We start from the raw sequence: 18,275 nt of genomic DNA, 5'->3' as shown, positions 1-18,275 counted from the left end.
AGAGGAAGGGGCAGAGTATCATGTTAAAAAAGTTATTCGTATTTGGTTTATTTACATTTCTTGTTTTGAGCGGTTGCTCATCTAATGAAGGTTCTGCCGCAGAAGAAGATGGCGTTACGCACTGGAAGATGACACATATTTCGGATGCGAGTCATCTATGGCATCGTACAGCTGTAGAGTTTGCTAATCTGGTGGAAGAAAAAACAGATGGGAAGGTTTTGATTGAAATTTTTCCTAATAGTCAACTTGGCAGCGAAGTGGATAATATTAATTCCATCCGGTATGGTGCTACGGATCTGACGATTACGGGGGAAACGTTAGAGGTTTGGACACCTAATGCTGTTATGTTAGCGGTGCCATATGCGTTTGAAAGTGAGGAGCACATGCGCAGCGTGATCGAAGGGGAGCTTGGGGGGATCATTGAGCAAGATATTGAACGTGATATTGGTTTGACGCCATTGTTTTATATGGAACGTGCACCTCGAAATTTGACCTCCAATTATCCTATTTCCACACCAGAGGATTTACGAGGATTCAGTATGCGTGTGCCGAATGTACCGTTGTTTCTGGATTCCTGGTCTGAGGCAGGGGCACAGCCGCAAGTCATTAGCTTGAATGAAGTATTTACTGGATTGCAGCAGGGCGTGATTGACGGCCAGGAAAATCCCAATGATTTAATTGAAAGTAACGGATTTTATGAGGTACAAAACTATTTGAATTTAACAGAGCATGTTCGTTCATGGATTTATGTCGTGGTAGGTACAGAGCAATTGGAAGCGCTCCCGGAGGATCAGCAGGAAGCTGTTAAAGAAGCTGCATCAGAAGCAGAGCAATATGCGCAGGATTTATTAGAAGAGGAAACAGAAGCAGTGCGTGAAAGATTGCTGGAACGAGGCATGGAAATCAACGAGGATGTTGATCAGGATGCTTTTCGTGAGGCGATGCTGCCAGCTTTGGAAGAATATTTTGAAGATGAGCAATTAGAGCTGTACCTGGATATATTAGATGCTGCGGATGAGAACGGGGGTAGTGAAGAATGAATGCGATGAAGAAGGTTGATAAAATACTTGGAATCATAACAATGGCACTATTCACAGCTTTACTGCTCGTGGTGATTATCCAAATCTTGAGCCGTTATTTTCCGTATGATTTCATATGGACGGAAGAGCTGTCCCGTTATTTATTTGTCTATTCTATTGTTACAGCAGCTCCACTGGCGTTGAGAAAGCAGGAATTTATTCGGGTTGATATGCTGATCGAAGCTTTACCTAAGCATGTTCAAAGAGTTTATGAAAGCGTTATTTCTACTCTCATTCTTGTGTTTTCCGTTGTTTTATTTGTCTATGGGATTCAATTAATGAACTTAGGCGCTGATTTTTATGCTCCTACATTAGGATTTCCTATGGCATATGCTTATGCAGCAGTTCCGTTACTGGCTATTTTATTGTTTATTTATTCAATTGTATATATCGTGGATCAGTTTCATGATGAAGAACAGAAGAGGAAGGAGGAAGAGCAAGTATGATGGCTTTATTACTTTTTGGATTATTTTTATTTTTAATTGCAGTCGGTGTCCCCATTGCATTCAGTTTAGTGCTGTCTTCATTGGTTTACTTGCTGATCGCTGGAGTTCCTTTGACAGTTATTCCGCAAACTATGTTTGCAGGATTGGATTCCTTTGTCATGCTGGCGATTCCTGCCTTTATTTTAGCAGGTAATTTAATGAATGCCGGCGGGATCACCAACCGGATTATTGACTTTGCAAATGCGGTCGTTGGTCATATACGGGGCGGCTTAGGCTTAACCAATGTAGCCTCTTCATTGGGTTTTGCTGGTATTTCAGGTACAGCTTTGTCTGATACGGCGAGTATAGGGTCAGTGATGATTCCAGCCATGAAGAAGCAAGGTTATGGTGCAGGGTTTTCTGCTGCGGTTACGTCAATTTCGTCAACAGTAGGGCCAATGCTCCCACCTTCCTTACCAATGATTATTATTGGAACACTTGCTAGTATTTCCATCGGGGATTTATTTTTAGCAGGAGCAATTCCAGGTGTGTTATTAGCGATCGGATTTTTACTTGTGACCTACGCTATTTCCGTGAAGCGTCAATATCCAAAGGGAGAAAAACAACCGGTTTCAGTGATTGGTAAAACCTTTCTTGGTGCATTTTGGGCATTACTAATGGTTGTGATTATCCTCTGGGGAATCCTTGGCGGTTATTTTACGCCGACAGAAGCAGCAGTAGTCTGTGTGGTGTATGCTTTTATTGTTGGAAAATTTGTTTATAAAGAACTAAAGTTAAAGGAAATACCAGCTATCTTACTAACAACCTTACGTTCTACCGCATCTATTCTTTTACTTGTTGGATTTGCAAATACGTTTGGCTGGATTTTAGTAAGTGAGGGCGTACCGCTTCTTATCGCAGATGGAATTTTATCTATTACAGATAATCCAATCTTTGTCACGTTATTAATTATTTTATTACTTTTGCTTGTTGGAATGTTTATGGAGACAATTGCAGCGCTGGTTATTTTGTTCCCTGTATTACTTCCTGTTGCTTCAAGTGTTGGAATGGATCCAATTCATTTTGGTGTCGTAATGGTATTATCGCTAATGATTGGACTATCAACACCACCTGTAGGGGTTTGTCTATTTGTAGCTTCAGCATTTGCTAAGGTACCAATAACAAAAACAACGAAGGAATTACTTCCATTCTTCGGTATAGCGATACTGGTATTAATCATTGTAGCATTTGTACCTTCTCTATCATTGTTCTTACCAAGTCTATTTGAATAAAGGATGTGTTGAAATATGAAAGCAATACAAGTTGAAAAACCTGGTCAGTTAGATATTGTAGAAGTAAGTAAACCAGCCTTGGAGGGAGCACATGATGTTATTGTCAAGGTGAAAAATGTCGGTATCTGCGGTTCTGATGTTCATATCTATCATGGCAGCAATCCATTCACAGTATATCCGCGAATTATCGGTCATGAAGTTTCCGGTATTGTTGAAGAGATTGGAGAAGCAGTAACTGCACTGAAAGTTGGAGATTTGGTAGCTTTGGAACCAATTGTCTATTGTGGAGAATGCTATGCTTGTCGAAAGGGACAGCCGAATGTCTGTAAATCCTTGGAGGTTTTTGGTGTCCACAGGGATGGCGGAATGAGTGAATGGCTGATAGCTGAAGAAAACAATTGGCATAAGGTGTCGGAGCATGTTTCCGAAGAAGCTGCGGCTTTAATTGAACCTTTAACGATCGGTGCACAAGCTACATTTAGAGGAGAGGTGAGGGAAGGTGACACCGTATTTATTATCGGTGCAGGCCCAACAGGGATTGCTTGTCTTCTACTAGCTAAAGAACATGGTGCAAAAGTAATTATCTCTGATTTTAATCAAACTCGATTAGATTATGCTGCTTCTATTGGGGCGGATGTCATTATTCAGCCCGAAGATGCCGATGTCGCGGAAGAGATAGATAGATTGACAGATGGGGAGTTAGCAAATGTGGTCATTGATGCCGTAGGGTTACCACAGACCTTTCAGCAGGCAGTAGAGCTTGCATCGATTGCAGGAACAGTTGTAACATTAGGATTTAATGAACAAGCCTCCTCCATTCCTTCATTACTTTTAACCAAAAAGGAACTCAAGGTAGTTGGATCAAGGTTGCAGACACATCAATTTAAGGGTGTTATTGAGAAAGTGGAAAAAGGAAATCTGAATCCAAGTCAGATTATCTCGCATCGCTATCCCATGGAGCAAATCAAGGATGCATTTGATTTACTGGAAAGTAATCCAGAGGAAGTAAGGAAAATTGTATTGACATTTTAATTGTAGGAGTTGACAGGCTATGCAAATGACGTTTCGATGGTACGGCGAGAATAATGATTCTGTTTCGCTTGATCAAATTAAACAAATTCCTGGTGTAGACGGTTTAGTTTGGGCATTGCATCACCGTGCAGCAGGAGAAGTTTGGCCGGAAGAAGAAATAATGGAAGTCAAAAAGCAAGCGGATGCTTACGGATTTCATCTGGATGTTGTAGAAAGTATAAATGTTCATGAAGATATTAAATTGGGAAAATCAACAAGAGATGAATATATTGAAAACTATAAAACCAGTATCCGAAATGTTGCAAAGGCTGGGGCAAAGGTAGTCTGCTTTAATTTTATGCCGGTTTTTGATTGGACACGTACCGATTTATATAAAGAATTAGAAGATGGTTCCACTGCTTTGTTTTATGAAAAAGCAAAGGTTGATAACATGGACCCGAATGATTTGATTAAGCAAATAACCAATTCAGGCTACACGATGCCCGGCTGGGAGCCGGAGCGTTTGAAAACGATTAAGGAATCGTTCAAGGCTTATGAAGAAGTAGATGAAGAACAGATATGGGCGAATTTGGAATATTTCCTGCGGGAAGTGCTTCCTGTTGCTGAGGAAGTGGATATCAAGCTGGCGATTCATCCGGATGATCCGCCTTGGCCTGTGTTTAACTTACCTCGCCTTATTACGAGTGAGCAGGCAATCGAAAGATATTTAGCCATTTCTGACAGCCCGTCACATTGCTTAACGCTATGCAGCGGTTCCTTGGGTGCTAATCCAAATAACGATATTCCTGCGATTATCCGCCGGTTTCATGACCGTATTGCTTTTGCACATATTCGTAATGTGCGAATCTATGAAAATGGAGACTTTATTGAAACATCCCATCGAACGCAAGATGGTTCGGTACCGATTGACGATATTGTCAAAGCATATCATGAAAATGGATTTGAAGGATATGCCCGTCCGGATCATGGCAGACATTTATGGAATGAGGAATGCCGTCCTGGCTATGGATTATATGACCGGGCTTTAGGTATCATGCATCTGTGGGGGCTTTGGGATGCTTATGAATTAGTGAAAAAGAAAGAGGAGCGTGAATAATTTTGTTACCAACATATGAAGGGTTAGCTGGAAAGATAGCTGTTGTTACAGGCGGAAGTGGTGTCCTTTGTCAGGCGATGGCAAAGGAGCTTGCCCGTCAAGGGATGAAAGTCGCTATTTTGAATCGGAATGTGGAGAAAGGACAGAAGGTAGCGGATGAAATAAAAAAACAGGGCGGTACGGCGATTGCAGTATCCTGTGATGTGTTAAATGAAGAAAATGTGAAGGAAGCCTATGAGGTTGTGAAGCAGGAATTAGGAGAATGTGATCTGTTGATTAATGGAGCAGGAGGAAACCATCCAGATGCGATTACAGACAAGGAAACGTTTGAAGCAGGCGATATTGAAAATACCTCTCTAAAATCCTTTTTCGATTTACAATTGAGCGGCTTTGACCATGTTTTTCGTTTGAATCTGGTTGGTTCACTGATTCCAACGCAAGTGTTTGCAAAAAATATGACGGAATGCGGTGGGAATGTGATTAATATTTCCTCCATGGCGGCACCGGCTCCAATGACCAAAGTTCCTGCATATAGCGCAGCAAAAGCAGGTATTGATAATTTAACCAAATGGTTATCCGTCCATTTTGCAGAAGCAGGTATTCGTGTTAATGCTATTGCGCCGGGGTTCTTCTTAACAGAACAGAACCGGGGGCTTTTACTCAAAGAAGACGGTTCTTTATCCGAGCGTGCTGAGAAAATTATCAGCCATACACCACAGCGGCGGTTTGGAAAGCCGGAAGATTTATTGGGAACTCTGTTATGGCTGGCAGATGACAATACATCTGGGTTTGTAACGGGAATTACAGTCCCCGTTGATGGTGGATTTATGGCTTATCCGGGTGTTTAATAAACAGTGATAGCTAAAAAAATACCATAAAAAGAATCCTGCATAAGTGCATCCTCGACTGCTCTTACGCAGGATTCTTTTATTTTAATTCATCCATAAGTGCCTTAACCACTGGCACATCGGCGGGAGCCCAGCGTAGAGAGATCAGGTTTTCTCTTTGCAGCCAGATAAGCTGGGCATGTTCGCTTTTTTGCGGAACACCTTGAATTAAATTTGCTTTGATCGCTATAAGCTGGATAATAAAGGTATTGTATTCATGTACATTTTCATAAAAAACTTCCTGTGCTTGGATCCGGCAGGACATTTCTTCATATAATTCACGCTCTAATGCGGTAAATAGATTTTCTTTGTCTTTTACCTTACCGCCGGGGAGTTCCCACATATTTGGAAGAGACATATGCTGGGACCGTAGTGCACATAAAATTTCATGATGCTTATTCTCTATAATCGCGGCAACAACTTGAACTGTTTCCTTCAATCTGAAAACCTCCTGCCCCTGATAATTAATCTATATATAGAGTAGCATGATTATAGGGTTACAGGCTAGTTCGCTTTATTTTTGTTCCACAAGTATAAAGGTTTTAAGGAATAAAGTATAATCGCAACGAAGGCGATTAATCCTGTTGAATTTCAGGCTGGGCTTGCCAAGTTTTCATTAAAATAAGGAATGGAAATATGCATAGACAGCATTTTCTTTATCTAAAACCTTATATAATTTTCCACTTTGATCCGGTGGAACAATTCGGATGTACTCGTTTGTGATGTATAAATATAGATTTGTACCGTCGGAAAGGTTCATGTCTATGGTATATTCTTGCGTGTCGCTTGTAATTCGTCCGCCATTGTAAATTCGCACATCTTCAATAAGTACCCTGGTAATGTCATCCAATTGATTTAGTACAATTTCATCCCCGATCTCCGAAAGTACAGGCTCGTCACTATTCCTATGACTGGAATCAGACTTTGTAATGGTAATCGAATCAATATGTCTTCGTTCTCCATCGATGCTTAGCTCATCAGCTAAAACAATTGGAAAGTTTGTCGGCAGGGAGGTAAAGGAGATTTTAAAGAAGAAAATAGCTATGAGCAAAATAATAATAATAAACGCAAGGATACTACTGCTGATAATGATGTGTTTTTTAGGCATGGATTTCGCTCCTTATAATATAGTCCCATGATTAGCATGCAACAAATGGAATGATAACATACTATGAATAAGAAGTAGAAAGAATATGATTAAAAACCTGAGGCTGTCACTACGTTTTTAGGAGACAGCCTCAGGCGACCCGTTACGATTGCCCTATGAAAACCGCGTACTTATGCAGCAGAAAAGTTGATAGATTGCAAAAAAAGCCCAGTATGAAACTGGAGCTTTTCTGTCTTGATTACGAAATAGATGTAGCTGTTGCTTGAACCACTTTATCTAATTCCTGAATATTTTTCATACCTTCTGTCTGCAGCCATGCAGCAGCAGCTTCGCCATCAACATTTTTAAATTCGGATGTTGCGCCGCTCCAGGTTGCTCTGCCGCAGAGAACACCGTTAAAAGAAGATTCTGCTTCTTTGGCAAAACGCAATGTTTCCTGAAATAATTCCGGTGTAACTCCTGCGCTTAAAAAGATAAATGGCAGGTTCGTTGCTTCAGACTGCTCTTTGAAAAGGGATTTTGCTTCTGCTCGGGTTTGAGCTGTTTCTCCTTCTGCATAGCCCTCCACAAAGTTCATATTGACAGGAACCTCGACCTTTAACACATCTACATTAAATCTTGGTTCGCTGTAGCGTTTCATAGCTTCAATAACTTTTTTCGGTTTTACTTTGGCAAACTCTAACCCTTTTTCATTACCAATCGAATCGTCATAGGTGAGAATTTCTAAGAACAATGGAATATCCTCAGCGACACACTCACTGCCGACACGCTCTACAAAGGCTTCCTTGACGTCATTAATTTCTTTGTTTTCATCTACGTCAACATAGATGAGCAATTTAATGGCGTCAGCGCCCTCAGCCTTCAGATTTTTCACAGAGCAATTCGGAATTAAATCCGGGAAACGCCCAGGCTCTTGTTTGTCGTAGCCTGTTTGTTCATAAGCAAGTATTAATCCGCAGTTTGCATCTCTTTTCTGCGCTGCTGCCAATCCATATTCAGGATCAAGCAGGATAGAAGAAGCATAAGGAGTAAGCTCTTCAGATACAAGCTGCTTGAAAGTGGAGATCTGCTCACCGGAAATATCTTCTCCCATCATTCGTTTTAATGCACCGCGCTGGTCAATAGCAAGTGCGGAAATAATCCCCTGATCATTCATTAGTTTATCTAAACTTTTCATTTTTTAACTCCTCCAAGTAATAATTCTTTTATTTCAGCTTCGGATTGAGAAGCCTTTAGCTGGTCAATAAATGCTTGATTCATCAATTTTCTGGAAAGAGCAGATAAGATATCTAAATGTTCGCTGCTGCTTCCATCCGGCACGAGAATACTGATAACGAAGTCGGTTGGTTTTCCGTCCATTGCAGGCCAATTGATACCTTCTGCTAATTGTACGACCATTAATTTGGCCTGTTGAATCGTCTCGCTCTTTACATGCGGGATAGCAATGCCGTTCTCCATACCTGTTGAGCCTTCTGATTCTCTTTTTTGCAGTCCGCTTACTACTGTTTCTGCATCTGCTGCAATATTTAATTCTTTCGCTTTTTCTGCTATAAATGTCAGAACTTCATCTTTAGAACCTAGCTTTTGCTGCAGGTGAATTTGATTTGTCTCTAAAAGGCTTCCTTGCTCTTCTGAAGCAGGCTGTTCTTTTTGCACTGGCACAGCAGCTGCTTGTTCAGCACTGTTTTTCCGTTGATGTCTTTTTTGTTCTAATGCCATCAGGAATCCTGAAATAACGGCACCGATTAGAATGGCCAGCACCCATAAGAAAGCATGTGTAACAACGGGCAGCACGATAAATCCGCCATGTGGTGCAGGTACTTCAACTTTAAACGTATGCGTCAGCATGGCAGCGATAGAAGAACCGACCATTAAAATTGGGATAATGGTAAACGGACGTTTGGCTGCAAAAGGTATAGCTCCCTCTGTAATATGCGTTGATCCTAATAGGAAATTGACATAGCCGGCACTTGCTTCTGCCTGACTATACTGGCGGCGGGCGAACAATACAGAGAAACCTGTTGCCAGCGGCGGAACGATACATGCAGCAGAAACACCTGCCATAAATAAGAAATTACCCTGTGCCAGGAGTGCTGTACCTGTTACATAAGCAGCCTTGTTGACCGGGCCGCCCATATCAAATGCACTCATCACACCTACAATCAATCCTAATAAGAGCGGATTAGAATCCTGGAAGCTGCTTAGGAAGTTCATCATTCCCTGGTTAATTGCTTCCATAGGAACGGATAGATACCACATGGCGAATCCGCCGATAAAGATACCGAGAACAGGAACTAAGAAAATTGCTTTTAAACCGTCAAGTGATTTTGGCAGGTTCTTTAATGCTTTCATGAGCAATAAAACAAGACCGCCGGCTAAGAAACCACCAACAATTCCGCCTAAAAATCCTGTACCGTTTGTATCGGCAATCATACCGACAATAAAACCGATGATAAGGCCGGGCCTGTTACCAATGGATTGTGCGATATATGCACTTAATACCGGAACCATCAGCCCCATAGCCAATCCGCCGATGGTATTCATTTGTTCGGCGATGACATTATACTGGGATGATTCAGGGTCCGCTGAATAAATTCCAAACATAAAGGAAACAGCAATCATCACCCCGCCGGCAACAACTAAGGGAAGCATGTGGCTGACACCATTCATCAAATGCACATAGAGCTGGTGCCAGATATTGGCTGATCCCTGATCGTTGTTGTCGTTATTGGATGCTGTTGCCTCACCTGATCCTTTATAAACAGCAACATCTCCTGAGATGGCTCTGTCAATCAATTCATTAGGGTTTTTAATTCCTTTTGAAACAGAAACATTAATCACTTTTTTACCATGAAACCGGTCGATGTCCACGTTTTTGTCAGCAGCAATAATAATGACCTCTGCATCTTTAATTTCCTGGGCAGTGAACTGGTTTTCAGTACCTCTTTGTCCATGGGTTTCGACCTTCATAGAAACACCTTTCTCTTCGGCAGCTTTCTCCAGTGCTTCTGCAGCCATAAACGTATGCGCGATACCTGTTGGACAGCCGGTAACGCCTAAAAAACGATATGTCATGATTTTCACCCTTTCATTTATACAGTTACTATTTTTACTTCTAAGTTTTCCATCAATTGTTCAACATCCTCAAAATCGGTTAGCCCGGAACGGAAAGCAGTAGAGGAGCCGGCAGCTACAGCTTTTTTTAATGCTGCTTCAGGTGTGCTAGTCTGTAAAGTACTGTAAAAAGTAGCTAACGTTGTATCTCCGGCACAGGCTGTATTCACTACCTCCCCTTTTGGTGCGGGACAGTAGAGTGTTGTCTCTTTATTGACAAGGTAAGCTCCTTGTCCTCCCATAGAAACTAAGATATTTTGACAGCCTTTATCTAATAATTTTCGGGCTGCTTGAATGATTGCCTGCTCTGAATCCAGGTTATCCTCTGGAAACAGGTTTTGAAGCTCTTCGTCATTCGGTTTAATTAAATAAGGCTGATAGTGAGCTAATTCACTTAAGATCGGATGACTTATATCTAAAACTAATCGAAACCCGATATCAGAAGCGTGCTTTGCTATGCCTGCCAGGATGGCCGGTTCAACGCCCTTGGGCAGACTGCCTGATACAAACAGAACATCTTCCTTTGTAAATCCGGCGATTTTATTTAATAATTCATCTATTTTTGTATCCGTAATTTGCGGACCGCTATTGACGATTTTGTACTCGCCCTGATTTGATTTTACAAATGCATTAATCCTTGTAACGCCATCTACTTCTGTAAAATCCGTAGCGATCCCCATTTTTTTCAGCTCATCCTGAATATAATGCCCGCTGAATCCGGCTATATAACCCAGAGCTGTAGAAGGGATTCCAAGTTTATTTAAAATAATAGATATATTAACTCCCTTGCCATTTGGCTGGAATTCATCGTATATGCTTCGGTTCACCTTGTCAGGAAGAAAATCTTCCATTTCGATGAACATATCAATCGCTGTATTTAACGTGCATGTATAAATCATGGCATTCATCCTTTCTTATTTTAAAGTATGGCACAGCGTGAAATGAAAATGTTTGCATTTTATGTGGTATAGTTAGAAAATAGATGAAAAAGATTTCATCATGATGTTTGAAATGGGCGGGTGTTTAGTATGAATTTCCAACAGCGGATTCAACATTACTACAATGAATTAAGCAGCAGTGACAAGCATTTATTGGATTATATTGAATCACACGATGCGACAATCGGGGATATTTCAATCACCCAGCTTAGTGAGGAAGCAAATGTTTCCACGTCCACGATTGTCCGATGTATGAAAAAACTCCATTATCGGGGGTTTACAGATTTTAAATTTCAATTTGTCTCTGAGAAGTCACAGCAGTTTCCGGGAGCATTAGAGAAAATAAAAAATATTGATTCACAAATTCAGTCTGCTATCTTCAAGAATCAGGAGGAAGTGATAAATACGTTGAATTATCTGGATTCCTCGCTGATTGAAGACGCTTTAGTTTCTGTGAAATATAGTAAAAAAATTACGATATTCGCCAGAGGTTTTTCAGAGCATATTTCCAATGAGATGACGGTGAAGCTACAGCTGCTTGATAAGCATTGTGAAGAGCATACAGATCCGAATATTATCCGTATTAAAGCGAAAAAATTTACAAGGGATGATTTAGTTATTTTTGTTTCGTTAAATGGAGAGACTGAGGAACTGGTGGAAGCAGCACAATTTTGCAAGCAGAATAATGTAAAAACAATACTGCTGACAACGAATAAGGAGAGCAGTCTGTTTCAGCTGTGCGATATTAATTTATTAGGGTATAAGTCGAAGCAGAGCTTTTTCCCGGATTATGAGGTACGTTCTCGTCTGCCGCTGCAGGTGTTGGCGCGGATATTTCTGGATGCTTATGTGATTCGGTTTAAGTAGGTGCTGATGCTTGCCGGTAAAGTGATAAGTATAGTTAAAAAGGTTCTGTTTTAGCAGTATTTCCTTAAACTTAAAAAGGCTTTGCAATCATCAAAGCAATAATAATTAAACATAGCGTATTAATCAGCTTGGAAAATGTGAAATATTCTGCAGGAATTTCTTCTCCTTTATGCTCCTTCAATAGAGCTGTAATCGGCTTAGAGCTGGAAACTAATACAGTGGGGCCAGATACCAGAGCAAGTAAGAAAAGAATTAAACTTGTAATATACTACTACCCTTGCTGGAAAAGATGCATATTTAACAACCCCATCCATATCCCTGTTACCAATAACAACGTACCGCCAATTATCACAAATTGATGCAGCTTGTTTCTTATTGCATACGTATGCCTCAGCTCTGCCATATTGGGGGACTTTTTAGCAATTGGAGTCATCACAAAACCTGGCTCCATCCCTAAAATAGCAGAAAATATATGGATAAATACGAGAATTTCATAAAATGTCATATTGTAAATTACCCCCAAATCAAACAGCATGCGTTCATTTATGGCAGCAGAGAAGCCATTGCTAGAAGGCATGCTTTTTAAGTGCATAGCATGCCGCAGCAAGTAATAAAAATGGCGTCGTAGGTACCAGTGGTAAAAGAATCCCGATTATTCCCAGAATCAGAGGCAGGGAGCCGCAGCTTATAAAAACCTTACATATATTATGATATGAGCTTTGACAACAGATGAAATGTTATAGAAGGAGTATAATAAGGATATATTATTTTAAAACCGGAAAGGAAAGAAGGGGGAAGAAGATGTTCAGTAAACGGCAAAAAATAATATTGTCCTATATTTTGTACACCAATATGCCGATAAAACTTGATCTGCTTGCTGACATGATGCAAGTTTCTATCCGTACCATTCGAATGGAACTGGAAAATATTAATCTCCTCCTTTCTAAAACGGGAACGCAGGTACAAATTTCAAAGAAAGGTCAATGTTATATAAAAGACGGAGGGAAAGAAACGATTAAAAAGTTATTGGTAAATCCAATATTTGTGGATAAAAACAATATAGAAAACCACGTCATTTGGGACAGGATTTACACGATTATGGGGATGCTTTTCTTTGAATCAGATTATATAAGTATGGAAGAGCTTGCTGAAAGGCTCTATGTTTCCAAATCAACGATTAATTTAGACGTAACAGAAATTAAGAAGTTAATTAGCAGAGTATCTGGTATCCGTTTTATCGTTTCCAGTACAAAGGGACTGAAATTTGAAGGAAGTGAAGAAGACTTCCGTTACTTTTTGGCTAAAATGATCCTTCAAGGATTAAATTTGGAGAAGACGTTACAGTATGTATTTCCAGACAGGAATTTCTGCATATTTGAAATATATTCCCAAATGAATAAAATGTTAAAAAAAGCTATTGTGCAACATCAGTTTATCATTTCTGGAAAAGCATTTGGATTGGTAAGTGCCGGTCTTTTAATAACGGCTATCCGGAATCAGTTGGGATATCCATTGGCCGATAAGGCGGACGAGCCGCTTTTGCCTATGATGAAAGAGTTAGAGGAGCATTTAAAGGCGGAGACAGAGATAGCTTTTACAAATGCTGATTTGATCTATATACAACAATTTATCATGGAACAAAATCATCTCTATCCCTATACAAATGAAAATGGGGATGCAGCAGACCAGAAAATTGTATCGTTATTCACTCGGGTGGTGAAGGAGTTTTTCCAGATTGATTTTATGAAATATCCCGATTTTGAGGAAAACTTTTTGTTTTATATTAACCAATTAAATCAACGGGCAAAAAACGGACATGACTATACCAATTTTTATAAAAGGCAAATTAATCGAATGTTTCCGATGTCTGCAAGCATTGTATCCTACTGTCAACCATATTTGCGTGATATCGGAATGACGTATTCAGACGCAGAACTGGCTTATATTACGCTTTTCCTGGGCGATTTGCTGGAAACGAAAGAGCAGCCCTTAAAGCTGTTGTTTATTTCAGATGAACATACGGCGCTGGTAAATTGGGTTGTATCTGAGGTGGAACGCTTGATGGGGACATCTGCACAGATTGTAAATGCAATACCAACTTATTTATTGGAGGAAAATGCTGATTTGTTTTTAAACAATGTGGATGTGATTTTAACAACAGAGCAAATTAATGTAAGTCATGAACATAATATTATTTTTATCCAGTCATTGTTTGGGAAAACGGAGCAGGATTTTTTACACTCGCTTCTGAATAATTATCTGAAGCAGTCTAAAATGAAGAGACTGCAGGAGGTGGAAAGCCGAGCTGTTGGACAGGATCATTTCCTTCAGATTCCTGACACATTGAAGGAATTCGATGATTGCGTCCATTATCTTCTCGAACAGCCTGGATATCAGGAAGCGCTGGATAACGATATGGTTATAGATAATCATTTCATACCCAATGATACGAAAACAGCTTATGTTTCTATCATGACCGAGCGTCCAGGCCGATCAAGGATTCTCATTGGTCAATTGCCAAAGAGTATAACTTACCGGAATAAATCGGTTCATACCATTGTAATCTCGTTCTATGATAAAAATGACTATGCCTTAGCACGTTCTTATTATCAATGTATCCGTTTTTTACTGGAGCCAAATCAAAGTAATCAGTTAGGCAAAGTCAAGGACTATCTTGATTTTAAGAAGATATTTGACTAATAACAGACCATTTAGTTTTTTTAGCTGAAAAGCGGACAAAAAACTAAATGGTCTTTTTGCGTTCTTCCGATTATCTTAGAGCTATAAAGAAGCTAAAAGGAAACACCCATAAAAGCTAATGAGGATGAAGATTTTTCGTTTTTTGAAAGCGGATAATTCTAGTGTGGAATCAATCGTGCATGCTAAAAAATAGCAATTTGGAACAGCTTGCATCTTTCCTGGCTTATTTATGTTACTTAAAGCTTCTAAATTAATACTTATTCACAATAGGGAGGAATTTATAAATGGAATATAAAGCGTATACTTCTTTTGATCCAGATTTTCTGTGGGGAGCTTCTACAGCGTCCTTTCAGGTGGAAGGAGCAGCTGAAGAGGGTGGAAAGGGACTTTCTGTCATCGATGTCATGCCAAAGAATCCTGCTATCACAGATTTTTCCGTCGCTGCAGACCATTATCATCGTATAGAGGAAGATGTCGCTCTCATGGCGGAGCTGGGTTTGAAAGTCTACCGTTTCTCTATTGCCTGGACACGTATTTTTCCAGATGGCAACGGTGAGGTCAATGAAGAGGGAGTAGCTTTTTACAATCGATTAATTAATGCATTGATAAAACATCATATTGAGCCATTAGTGACCATATACCATTTCGATTATCCACAAAGTCTTGTCGAGCAGTACGGAGGCTGGATTTCAAGAGAAAGTATTGAGGACTACCGGTCTTATGCAGCGTTCTTATTTAAAACATATGGAGATCGCGTCAAATATTGGCTGACAATTAATGAACAGGATCACGTTGTACGTATTCCGTCACGCCTGGGATTAACCGGGGATGACCATTATGAACAGCTGAGACTCGGATATCAGGCAAATCACCATATGTGTGTGGCAACTGCACTTACTATTAAGACGTTTCATGAATTAGGAATGAAAGGAAAGATTGGTCCTGCCGTTTCTTATTCCATGGTTCATCCAGCCAGCTCTCACCCGGATGATGTTCTTGCGAGTAAGGATGCGATGTTAATTAAGCACAATTATTTAATGGATTTACATTGCTATGGAGAATACAGCTACAGCTTCCAAAGCTATCTGGAGGAGAGAGACTTTATGCCAGCTATAGAAGATGGGGACTTAGAGTTAATGAAGCAATACCCGCCTACCATGCTGGGGGTAAACTATTACTTCTCTGAAGCGGTCCGTGCTTTTCCTGCTACAGAAGAGTTTCCAATTGGATATCAAAAAAAATCTCTCCTTCCTGAAGCAGAAGCTGGTGTATTCGAAGTTGTGAAAAACGAGAATCTTGCTGCTACAGACTGGGGATGGGAGATTGATCCAGTTGGGCTGCGCTTGACATTACGAGAGCTTCACGAACGCTATAAGCTGCCAATGATTATTACGGAAAATGGTATTGGTGCTTACGATAAATTGGAAGAAGGAGATATTGTCCGAGACGATTACCGGATTTCTTATTTAAGAGAACATATTAAGCAAGTAAAGCTGGCTATCAACGATGGTGTAACCATGTTAGGGTACTGTGCATGGTCGTTTATGGATGTGGTCAGTGGCCGGAACGGTATGGAGAAGCGCTATGGTTTTGTTTACATCAACCGCGCAGATTTTGACCTGAAGGATATGCGGAGAATTAAGAAGGACAGTTTCCATTGGTATCAAAAGGTAATTGCTTCCAATGGCGAGGATTTGTAATTCCCTTATAAAGAATGTTACGCATGTCTAAATTTAAAAATACATCATTCAAATAAAGGAGGATTTGGTATGAATCAGAAGCAGTTAGCAAAGGATATTCTTTCGCTTGTTGGGAGTGAGGAAAATGTGGGAAGTGTTACCCACTGTTATACAAGATTACGCTTCCATTTAAAAAATAATGAGTTAGCTGATAAAGAAAAAATTGAATCACTTGATGGTGTCATACGCGTCCAAATCCAAAGTGGACAATTTCAAGTAGTTATCGGTAATGAAGTGGGAAAAGTATACAAGGAGCTGGAGAAACAAGGAGACTTCCAGAGTGGAGAGAGCGACAACACTGTACAGGAAGAAAAAAAGGGTAATATTATCGGCCGTTTTTTTGAAGTGATTGCCTCTATTTTTACACCGATTATTCCGGCAATCGCCGGGGCGGGGTTAGTTAAAGGGATTTTAGGCTTAGTTACTACCTTGAATTGGGCACCGGCAGACAGTGATATTGTAGCTGTTTTAAATATTGTTGCGGATGCTGTGTTCTACTTTCTGCCTTTCTTTCTTGCTGTATCAGCTGCGAGGAAGTTTAAAACGAATGAGTTTATTGCGCTTGCTTTGGCTGGCGGATTGATGTATCCAACATTGATTGAAGGGGCCAAAGCAATTGCTGAAGGCGGAGCGGAAGGATTATCGTTATTGGGTATACCGCTGCCTTTTATAAATTATAGCTCTACGGTTATTCCAATCATCATCTCTATATGGCTGTTAAGCTATGTAAATAAATGGGTAGATGCTGTTATGCCAAGTGCAGTTCGAATTATTTTTACACCGACCATTGTTTTGCTCATTATGATTCCTTTCCAACTGGTGGCAATTGGTCCGCTTGGATCGTATCTTGGGATAGGCTTAGCCGATGGAATAACCTGGCTATTTGAACAGGCTGGTATTCTTGCTGGAGGAATTCTGGGAGCAACACGTCCGCTGTTAGTTATTGTCGGGATGCACTATGGCTTAATGCCGATTGCCATACAGAATGTGGCAGTTCTTGGATTTGATTATTTGATTCCAGTATTCTTTCTGGCAAATATGGGACAGGCAGCGGCAGCTCTTGCTGTATTTATAAAGACGCAAAATAAAGATTTGAAAACAATAGCTGCTTCCTCTACGGTGTCTGCTTTCCTTGGTATTACGGAACCAGCTATGTATGGTGTAAACCTGCGGCTGAAAAAACCGTTTATTGCAGCGTTAATTGGTTCAGGTGTTGGAAGTGCCTTTATAACAGGTTTTGGGGTAACGGCATCTGCGTTCGTATTACCCGGCTTGACAAGCCTGCCTGTATTTAGCGGTCCAAGATTTATTTACCTTATTATCGGCTTGGGAATCACGATAGCAGTTACGATGGTGCTTACATTTGTACTAGGATTTAAAGATGCAGACAGTAAAAAAGGAACGAATGGGACAAAAGAGGCTCCGGCAGTGAAGGGTGAACCACAGGATACAAGTAAAGAAATGATAGTGAACAGTCCCCTGGAAGGAGAAGTTGTCCCGCTTCAAGAAGTAAGTGATCCAACTTTTGCAGAGGGGCTATTGGGGAAAGGAGTAGCTGTTGAACCGACAAAGGGAAAGGTTATTGCTCCTTTTGATGGCTCGATTGTTTCGCTGTTCCAAACAAAGCATGCGATTGGTTTACGTTCAGAGGATGGTCTGGAGTTATTAATCCATATCGGTCTGGATACCGTCAATCTGGAAGGGAAGTATTTCGAAGCGCATGTAGAACAGGGACAAGCTGTCAAACAAGGGGATCTGCTTATTTCGTTTGATAGCGATAAAATTAAGGAAGCTGGATATCCGACAGTTACTCCTGTTATTGTCACAAACAGCTCGGATTATCAGGATATACTCGCTAATGATCAAGCTGGCTTAGTGAAGCTGGACGAATGGCTTGTCAGAGCGGTGAAGGAGTAATTTAGGAGCTTATCGTTAGGTATAATAAAGAGAAATAAATAAAACGTGCTGCTCTTCTATTATTAGAGTCAGCACGTTTCT

At 40.4% G+C, this 18,275-nt stretch carries 17 protein-coding genes; 10 read left to right on the top strand and 7 right to left on the bottom strand.

The window, feature by feature from the left end:
* Positions 1-20 precede the first annotated feature (20 nt).
* From FLK20_RS18870 to FLK20_RS18845, 6 genes are read left to right on the top strand one after another with little or no spacing between them, the layout of a single operon-like run.
* On the top strand, positions 21-1,040 hold the full coding sequence (locus FLK20_RS18870) for a TRAP transporter substrate-binding protein (RefSeq protein WP_152658145.1): 1,020 nt from the start codon (positions 21-23) through the stop codon (positions 1,038-1,040).
* Positions 1,037-1,525, top strand: a complete 489-nt coding sequence (locus tag FLK20_RS18865; protein WP_152658144.1) for a TRAP transporter small permease — start codon at positions 1,037-1,039, stop codon at positions 1,523-1,525. Before FLK20_RS18870 ends, FLK20_RS18865 begins: the two co-directional genes overlap by 4 nt.
* The gene (locus FLK20_RS18860; RefSeq protein ID WP_152658143.1) at positions 1,522-2,796 is read left to right on the top strand and encodes a TRAP transporter large permease; all 1,275 of its coding nucleotides are present in this window, start codon (positions 1,522-1,524) and stop codon (positions 2,794-2,796) included. The genes FLK20_RS18865 and FLK20_RS18860 overlap by 4 nt, the downstream gene beginning before the upstream one ends.
* Before the next feature lie 15 nt (positions 2,797-2,811).
* Positions 2,812-3,828 (top strand): zinc-binding alcohol dehydrogenase family protein, encoded by a 1,017-nt coding sequence (locus FLK20_RS18855; RefSeq protein WP_152658142.1) that lies wholly within the window; start codon positions 2,812-2,814, stop codon positions 3,826-3,828.
* Between the two features lie 19 nt (positions 3,829-3,847).
* The gene (gene uxuA / locus FLK20_RS18850) at positions 3,848-4,924 is read left to right on the top strand and encodes a mannonate dehydratase (RefSeq protein WP_152658141.1); all 1,077 of its coding nucleotides are present in this window, start codon (positions 3,848-3,850) and stop codon (positions 4,922-4,924) included.
* Between the two features lie 2 nt (positions 4,925-4,926).
* Positions 4,927-5,772: an SDR family oxidoreductase gene (locus FLK20_RS18845; RefSeq protein WP_152658140.1), complete on the top strand. Its 846-nt coding sequence runs from the start codon at positions 4,927-4,929 to the stop codon at positions 5,770-5,772.
* A gap of 79 nt (positions 5,773-5,851) precedes the next feature.
* Here FLK20_RS18845 and FLK20_RS18840 read toward each other — a convergent pair whose 3' ends face one another.
* The 5 genes from FLK20_RS18840 to pfkB form a co-directional block, all read right to left on the bottom strand.
* Positions 5,852-6,250, bottom strand: a complete 399-nt coding sequence (locus FLK20_RS18840) for a (deoxy)nucleoside triphosphate pyrophosphohydrolase (protein WP_152658139.1) — start codon at positions 6,248-6,250, stop codon at positions 5,852-5,854.
* A 177-nt stretch (positions 6,251-6,427) separates the two neighbouring features.
* Positions 6,428-6,919, bottom strand: coding sequence for a hypothetical protein (locus FLK20_RS18835; protein WP_152658138.1), 492 nt, complete (start codon positions 6,917-6,919; stop codon positions 6,428-6,430).
* Between the two features lie 238 nt (positions 6,920-7,157).
* The gene (lacD, locus tag FLK20_RS18830) at positions 7,158-8,096 is read right to left on the bottom strand and encodes a tagatose-bisphosphate aldolase (RefSeq protein WP_152658137.1); all 939 of its coding nucleotides are present in this window, start codon (positions 8,094-8,096) and stop codon (positions 7,158-7,160) included.
* Positions 8,093-9,994, bottom strand: coding sequence for a fructose-specific PTS transporter subunit EIIC (locus FLK20_RS18825; RefSeq protein WP_152658136.1), 1,902 nt, complete (start codon positions 9,992-9,994; stop codon positions 8,093-8,095). The genes lacD and FLK20_RS18825 overlap by 4 nt, the downstream gene beginning before the upstream one ends.
* Before the next feature lie 17 nt (positions 9,995-10,011).
* Positions 10,012-10,932 (bottom strand): 1-phosphofructokinase, encoded by a 921-nt coding sequence (gene pfkB / locus FLK20_RS18820; protein WP_152658135.1) that lies wholly within the window; start codon positions 10,930-10,932, stop codon positions 10,012-10,014.
* A gap of 129 nt (positions 10,933-11,061) precedes the next feature.
* Here pfkB and FLK20_RS18815 point away from each other — a divergent pair, with 129 nt between their 5' ends.
* Positions 11,062-11,838, top strand: a complete 777-nt coding sequence (locus FLK20_RS18815; protein ID WP_152658134.1) for a MurR/RpiR family transcriptional regulator — start codon at positions 11,062-11,064, stop codon at positions 11,836-11,838.
* 271 nt (positions 11,839-12,109) lie between these two features.
* Here the strand turns inward: FLK20_RS18815 and FLK20_RS22320 are convergent, their stop codons facing one another.
* Together FLK20_RS22320 and FLK20_RS18805 are read right to left on the bottom strand one after the other, a co-directional pair.
* Entirely contained in the window at positions 12,110-12,343 is a 234-nt protein-coding gene (locus FLK20_RS22320) for a DUF2269 family protein (RefSeq protein WP_370453216.1), read from the bottom strand.
* Positions 12,344-12,404: 61 nt separating this feature from the next.
* Positions 12,405-12,527, bottom strand: coding sequence for a DUF454 family protein (locus FLK20_RS18805; RefSeq protein ID WP_370453217.1), 123 nt, complete (start codon positions 12,525-12,527; stop codon positions 12,405-12,407).
* A 112-nt stretch (positions 12,528-12,639) separates the two neighbouring features.
* Between FLK20_RS18805 and FLK20_RS18800 the strand changes: the two genes are divergently transcribed.
* The 3 genes from FLK20_RS18800 to FLK20_RS18790 all read left to right on the top strand — a co-directional run bounded on the left by FLK20_RS18800 (position 12,640) and on the right by FLK20_RS18790 (position 18,194).
* Positions 12,640-14,538: a BglG family transcription antiterminator gene (locus FLK20_RS18800; protein ID WP_194165688.1), complete on the top strand. Its 1,899-nt coding sequence runs from the start codon at positions 12,640-12,642 to the stop codon at positions 14,536-14,538.
* Between the two features lie 284 nt (positions 14,539-14,822).
* Positions 14,823-16,238 carry a glycoside hydrolase family 1 protein gene (locus FLK20_RS18795; RefSeq protein ID WP_152658132.1) on the top strand — a complete coding sequence of 472 codons (1,416 nt, stop codon included), beginning with the start codon at positions 14,823-14,825 and terminating at the stop codon, positions 16,236-16,238.
* A 69-nt stretch (positions 16,239-16,307) separates the two neighbouring features.
* Positions 16,308-18,194 carry a beta-glucoside-specific PTS transporter subunit IIABC gene (locus tag FLK20_RS18790; protein WP_152658131.1) on the top strand — a complete coding sequence of 629 codons (1,887 nt, stop codon included), beginning with the start codon at positions 16,308-16,310 and terminating at the stop codon, positions 18,192-18,194.
* Positions 18,195-18,275: the final 81 nt, after the last annotated feature.

Source organism: Oceanobacillus sp. CFH 90083 (assembly GCF_009389585.1).
Taxonomy (GTDB): domain Bacteria; phylum Bacillota; class Bacilli; order Bacillales; family Amphibacillaceae; genus Oceanobacillus.
This window is presented reverse-complemented; position numbering and strand designations above follow the sequence as displayed.

Coding starts and splice junctions, on each gene's coding strand:
- FLK20_RS18870 (WP_152658145.1), top strand. CDS start 21: ATGTTAAAAAAGTTATTCGTATTTGGTTTATTTACATTTCTTGTTTTG.
- FLK20_RS18865 (WP_152658144.1), top strand. CDS start 1,037: ATGAATGCGATGAAGAAGGTTGATAAAATACTTGGAATCATAACAATG.
- FLK20_RS18860 (WP_152658143.1), top strand. CDS start 1,522: ATGATGGCTTTATTACTTTTTGGATTATTTTTATTTTTAATTGCAGTC.
- FLK20_RS18855 (WP_152658142.1), top strand. CDS start 2,812: ATGAAAGCAATACAAGTTGAAAAACCTGGTCAGTTAGATATTGTAGAA.
- uxuA (WP_152658141.1), top strand. CDS start 3,848: ATGCAAATGACGTTTCGATGGTACGGCGAGAATAATGATTCTGTTTCG.
- FLK20_RS18835 (WP_152658138.1), bottom strand. CDS start 6,919: ATGCCTAAAAAACACATCATTATCAGCAGTAGTATCCTTGCGTTTATT.
- lacD (WP_152658137.1), bottom strand. CDS start 8,096: ATGAAAAGTTTAGATAAACTAATGAATGATCAGGGGATTATTTCCGCA.
- FLK20_RS18825 (WP_152658136.1), bottom strand. CDS start 9,994: ATGACATATCGTTTTTTAGGCGTTACCGGCTGTCCAACAGGTATCGCG.
- pfkB (WP_152658135.1), bottom strand. CDS start 10,932: ATGATTTATACATGCACGTTAAATACAGCGATTGATATGTTCATCGAA.
- FLK20_RS18815 (WP_152658134.1), top strand. CDS start 11,062: ATGAATTTCCAACAGCGGATTCAACATTACTACAATGAATTAAGCAGC.
- FLK20_RS22320 (WP_370453216.1), bottom strand. CDS start 12,343: ATGACATTTTATGAAATTCTCGTATTTATCCATATATTTTCTGCTATT.
- FLK20_RS18800 (WP_194165688.1), top strand. CDS start 12,640: ATGTTCAGTAAACGGCAAAAAATAATATTGTCCTATATTTTGTACACC.
- FLK20_RS18795 (WP_152658132.1), top strand. CDS start 14,823: ATGGAATATAAAGCGTATACTTCTTTTGATCCAGATTTTCTGTGGGGA.
- FLK20_RS18790 (WP_152658131.1), top strand. CDS start 16,308: ATGAATCAGAAGCAGTTAGCAAAGGATATTCTTTCGCTTGTTGGGAGT.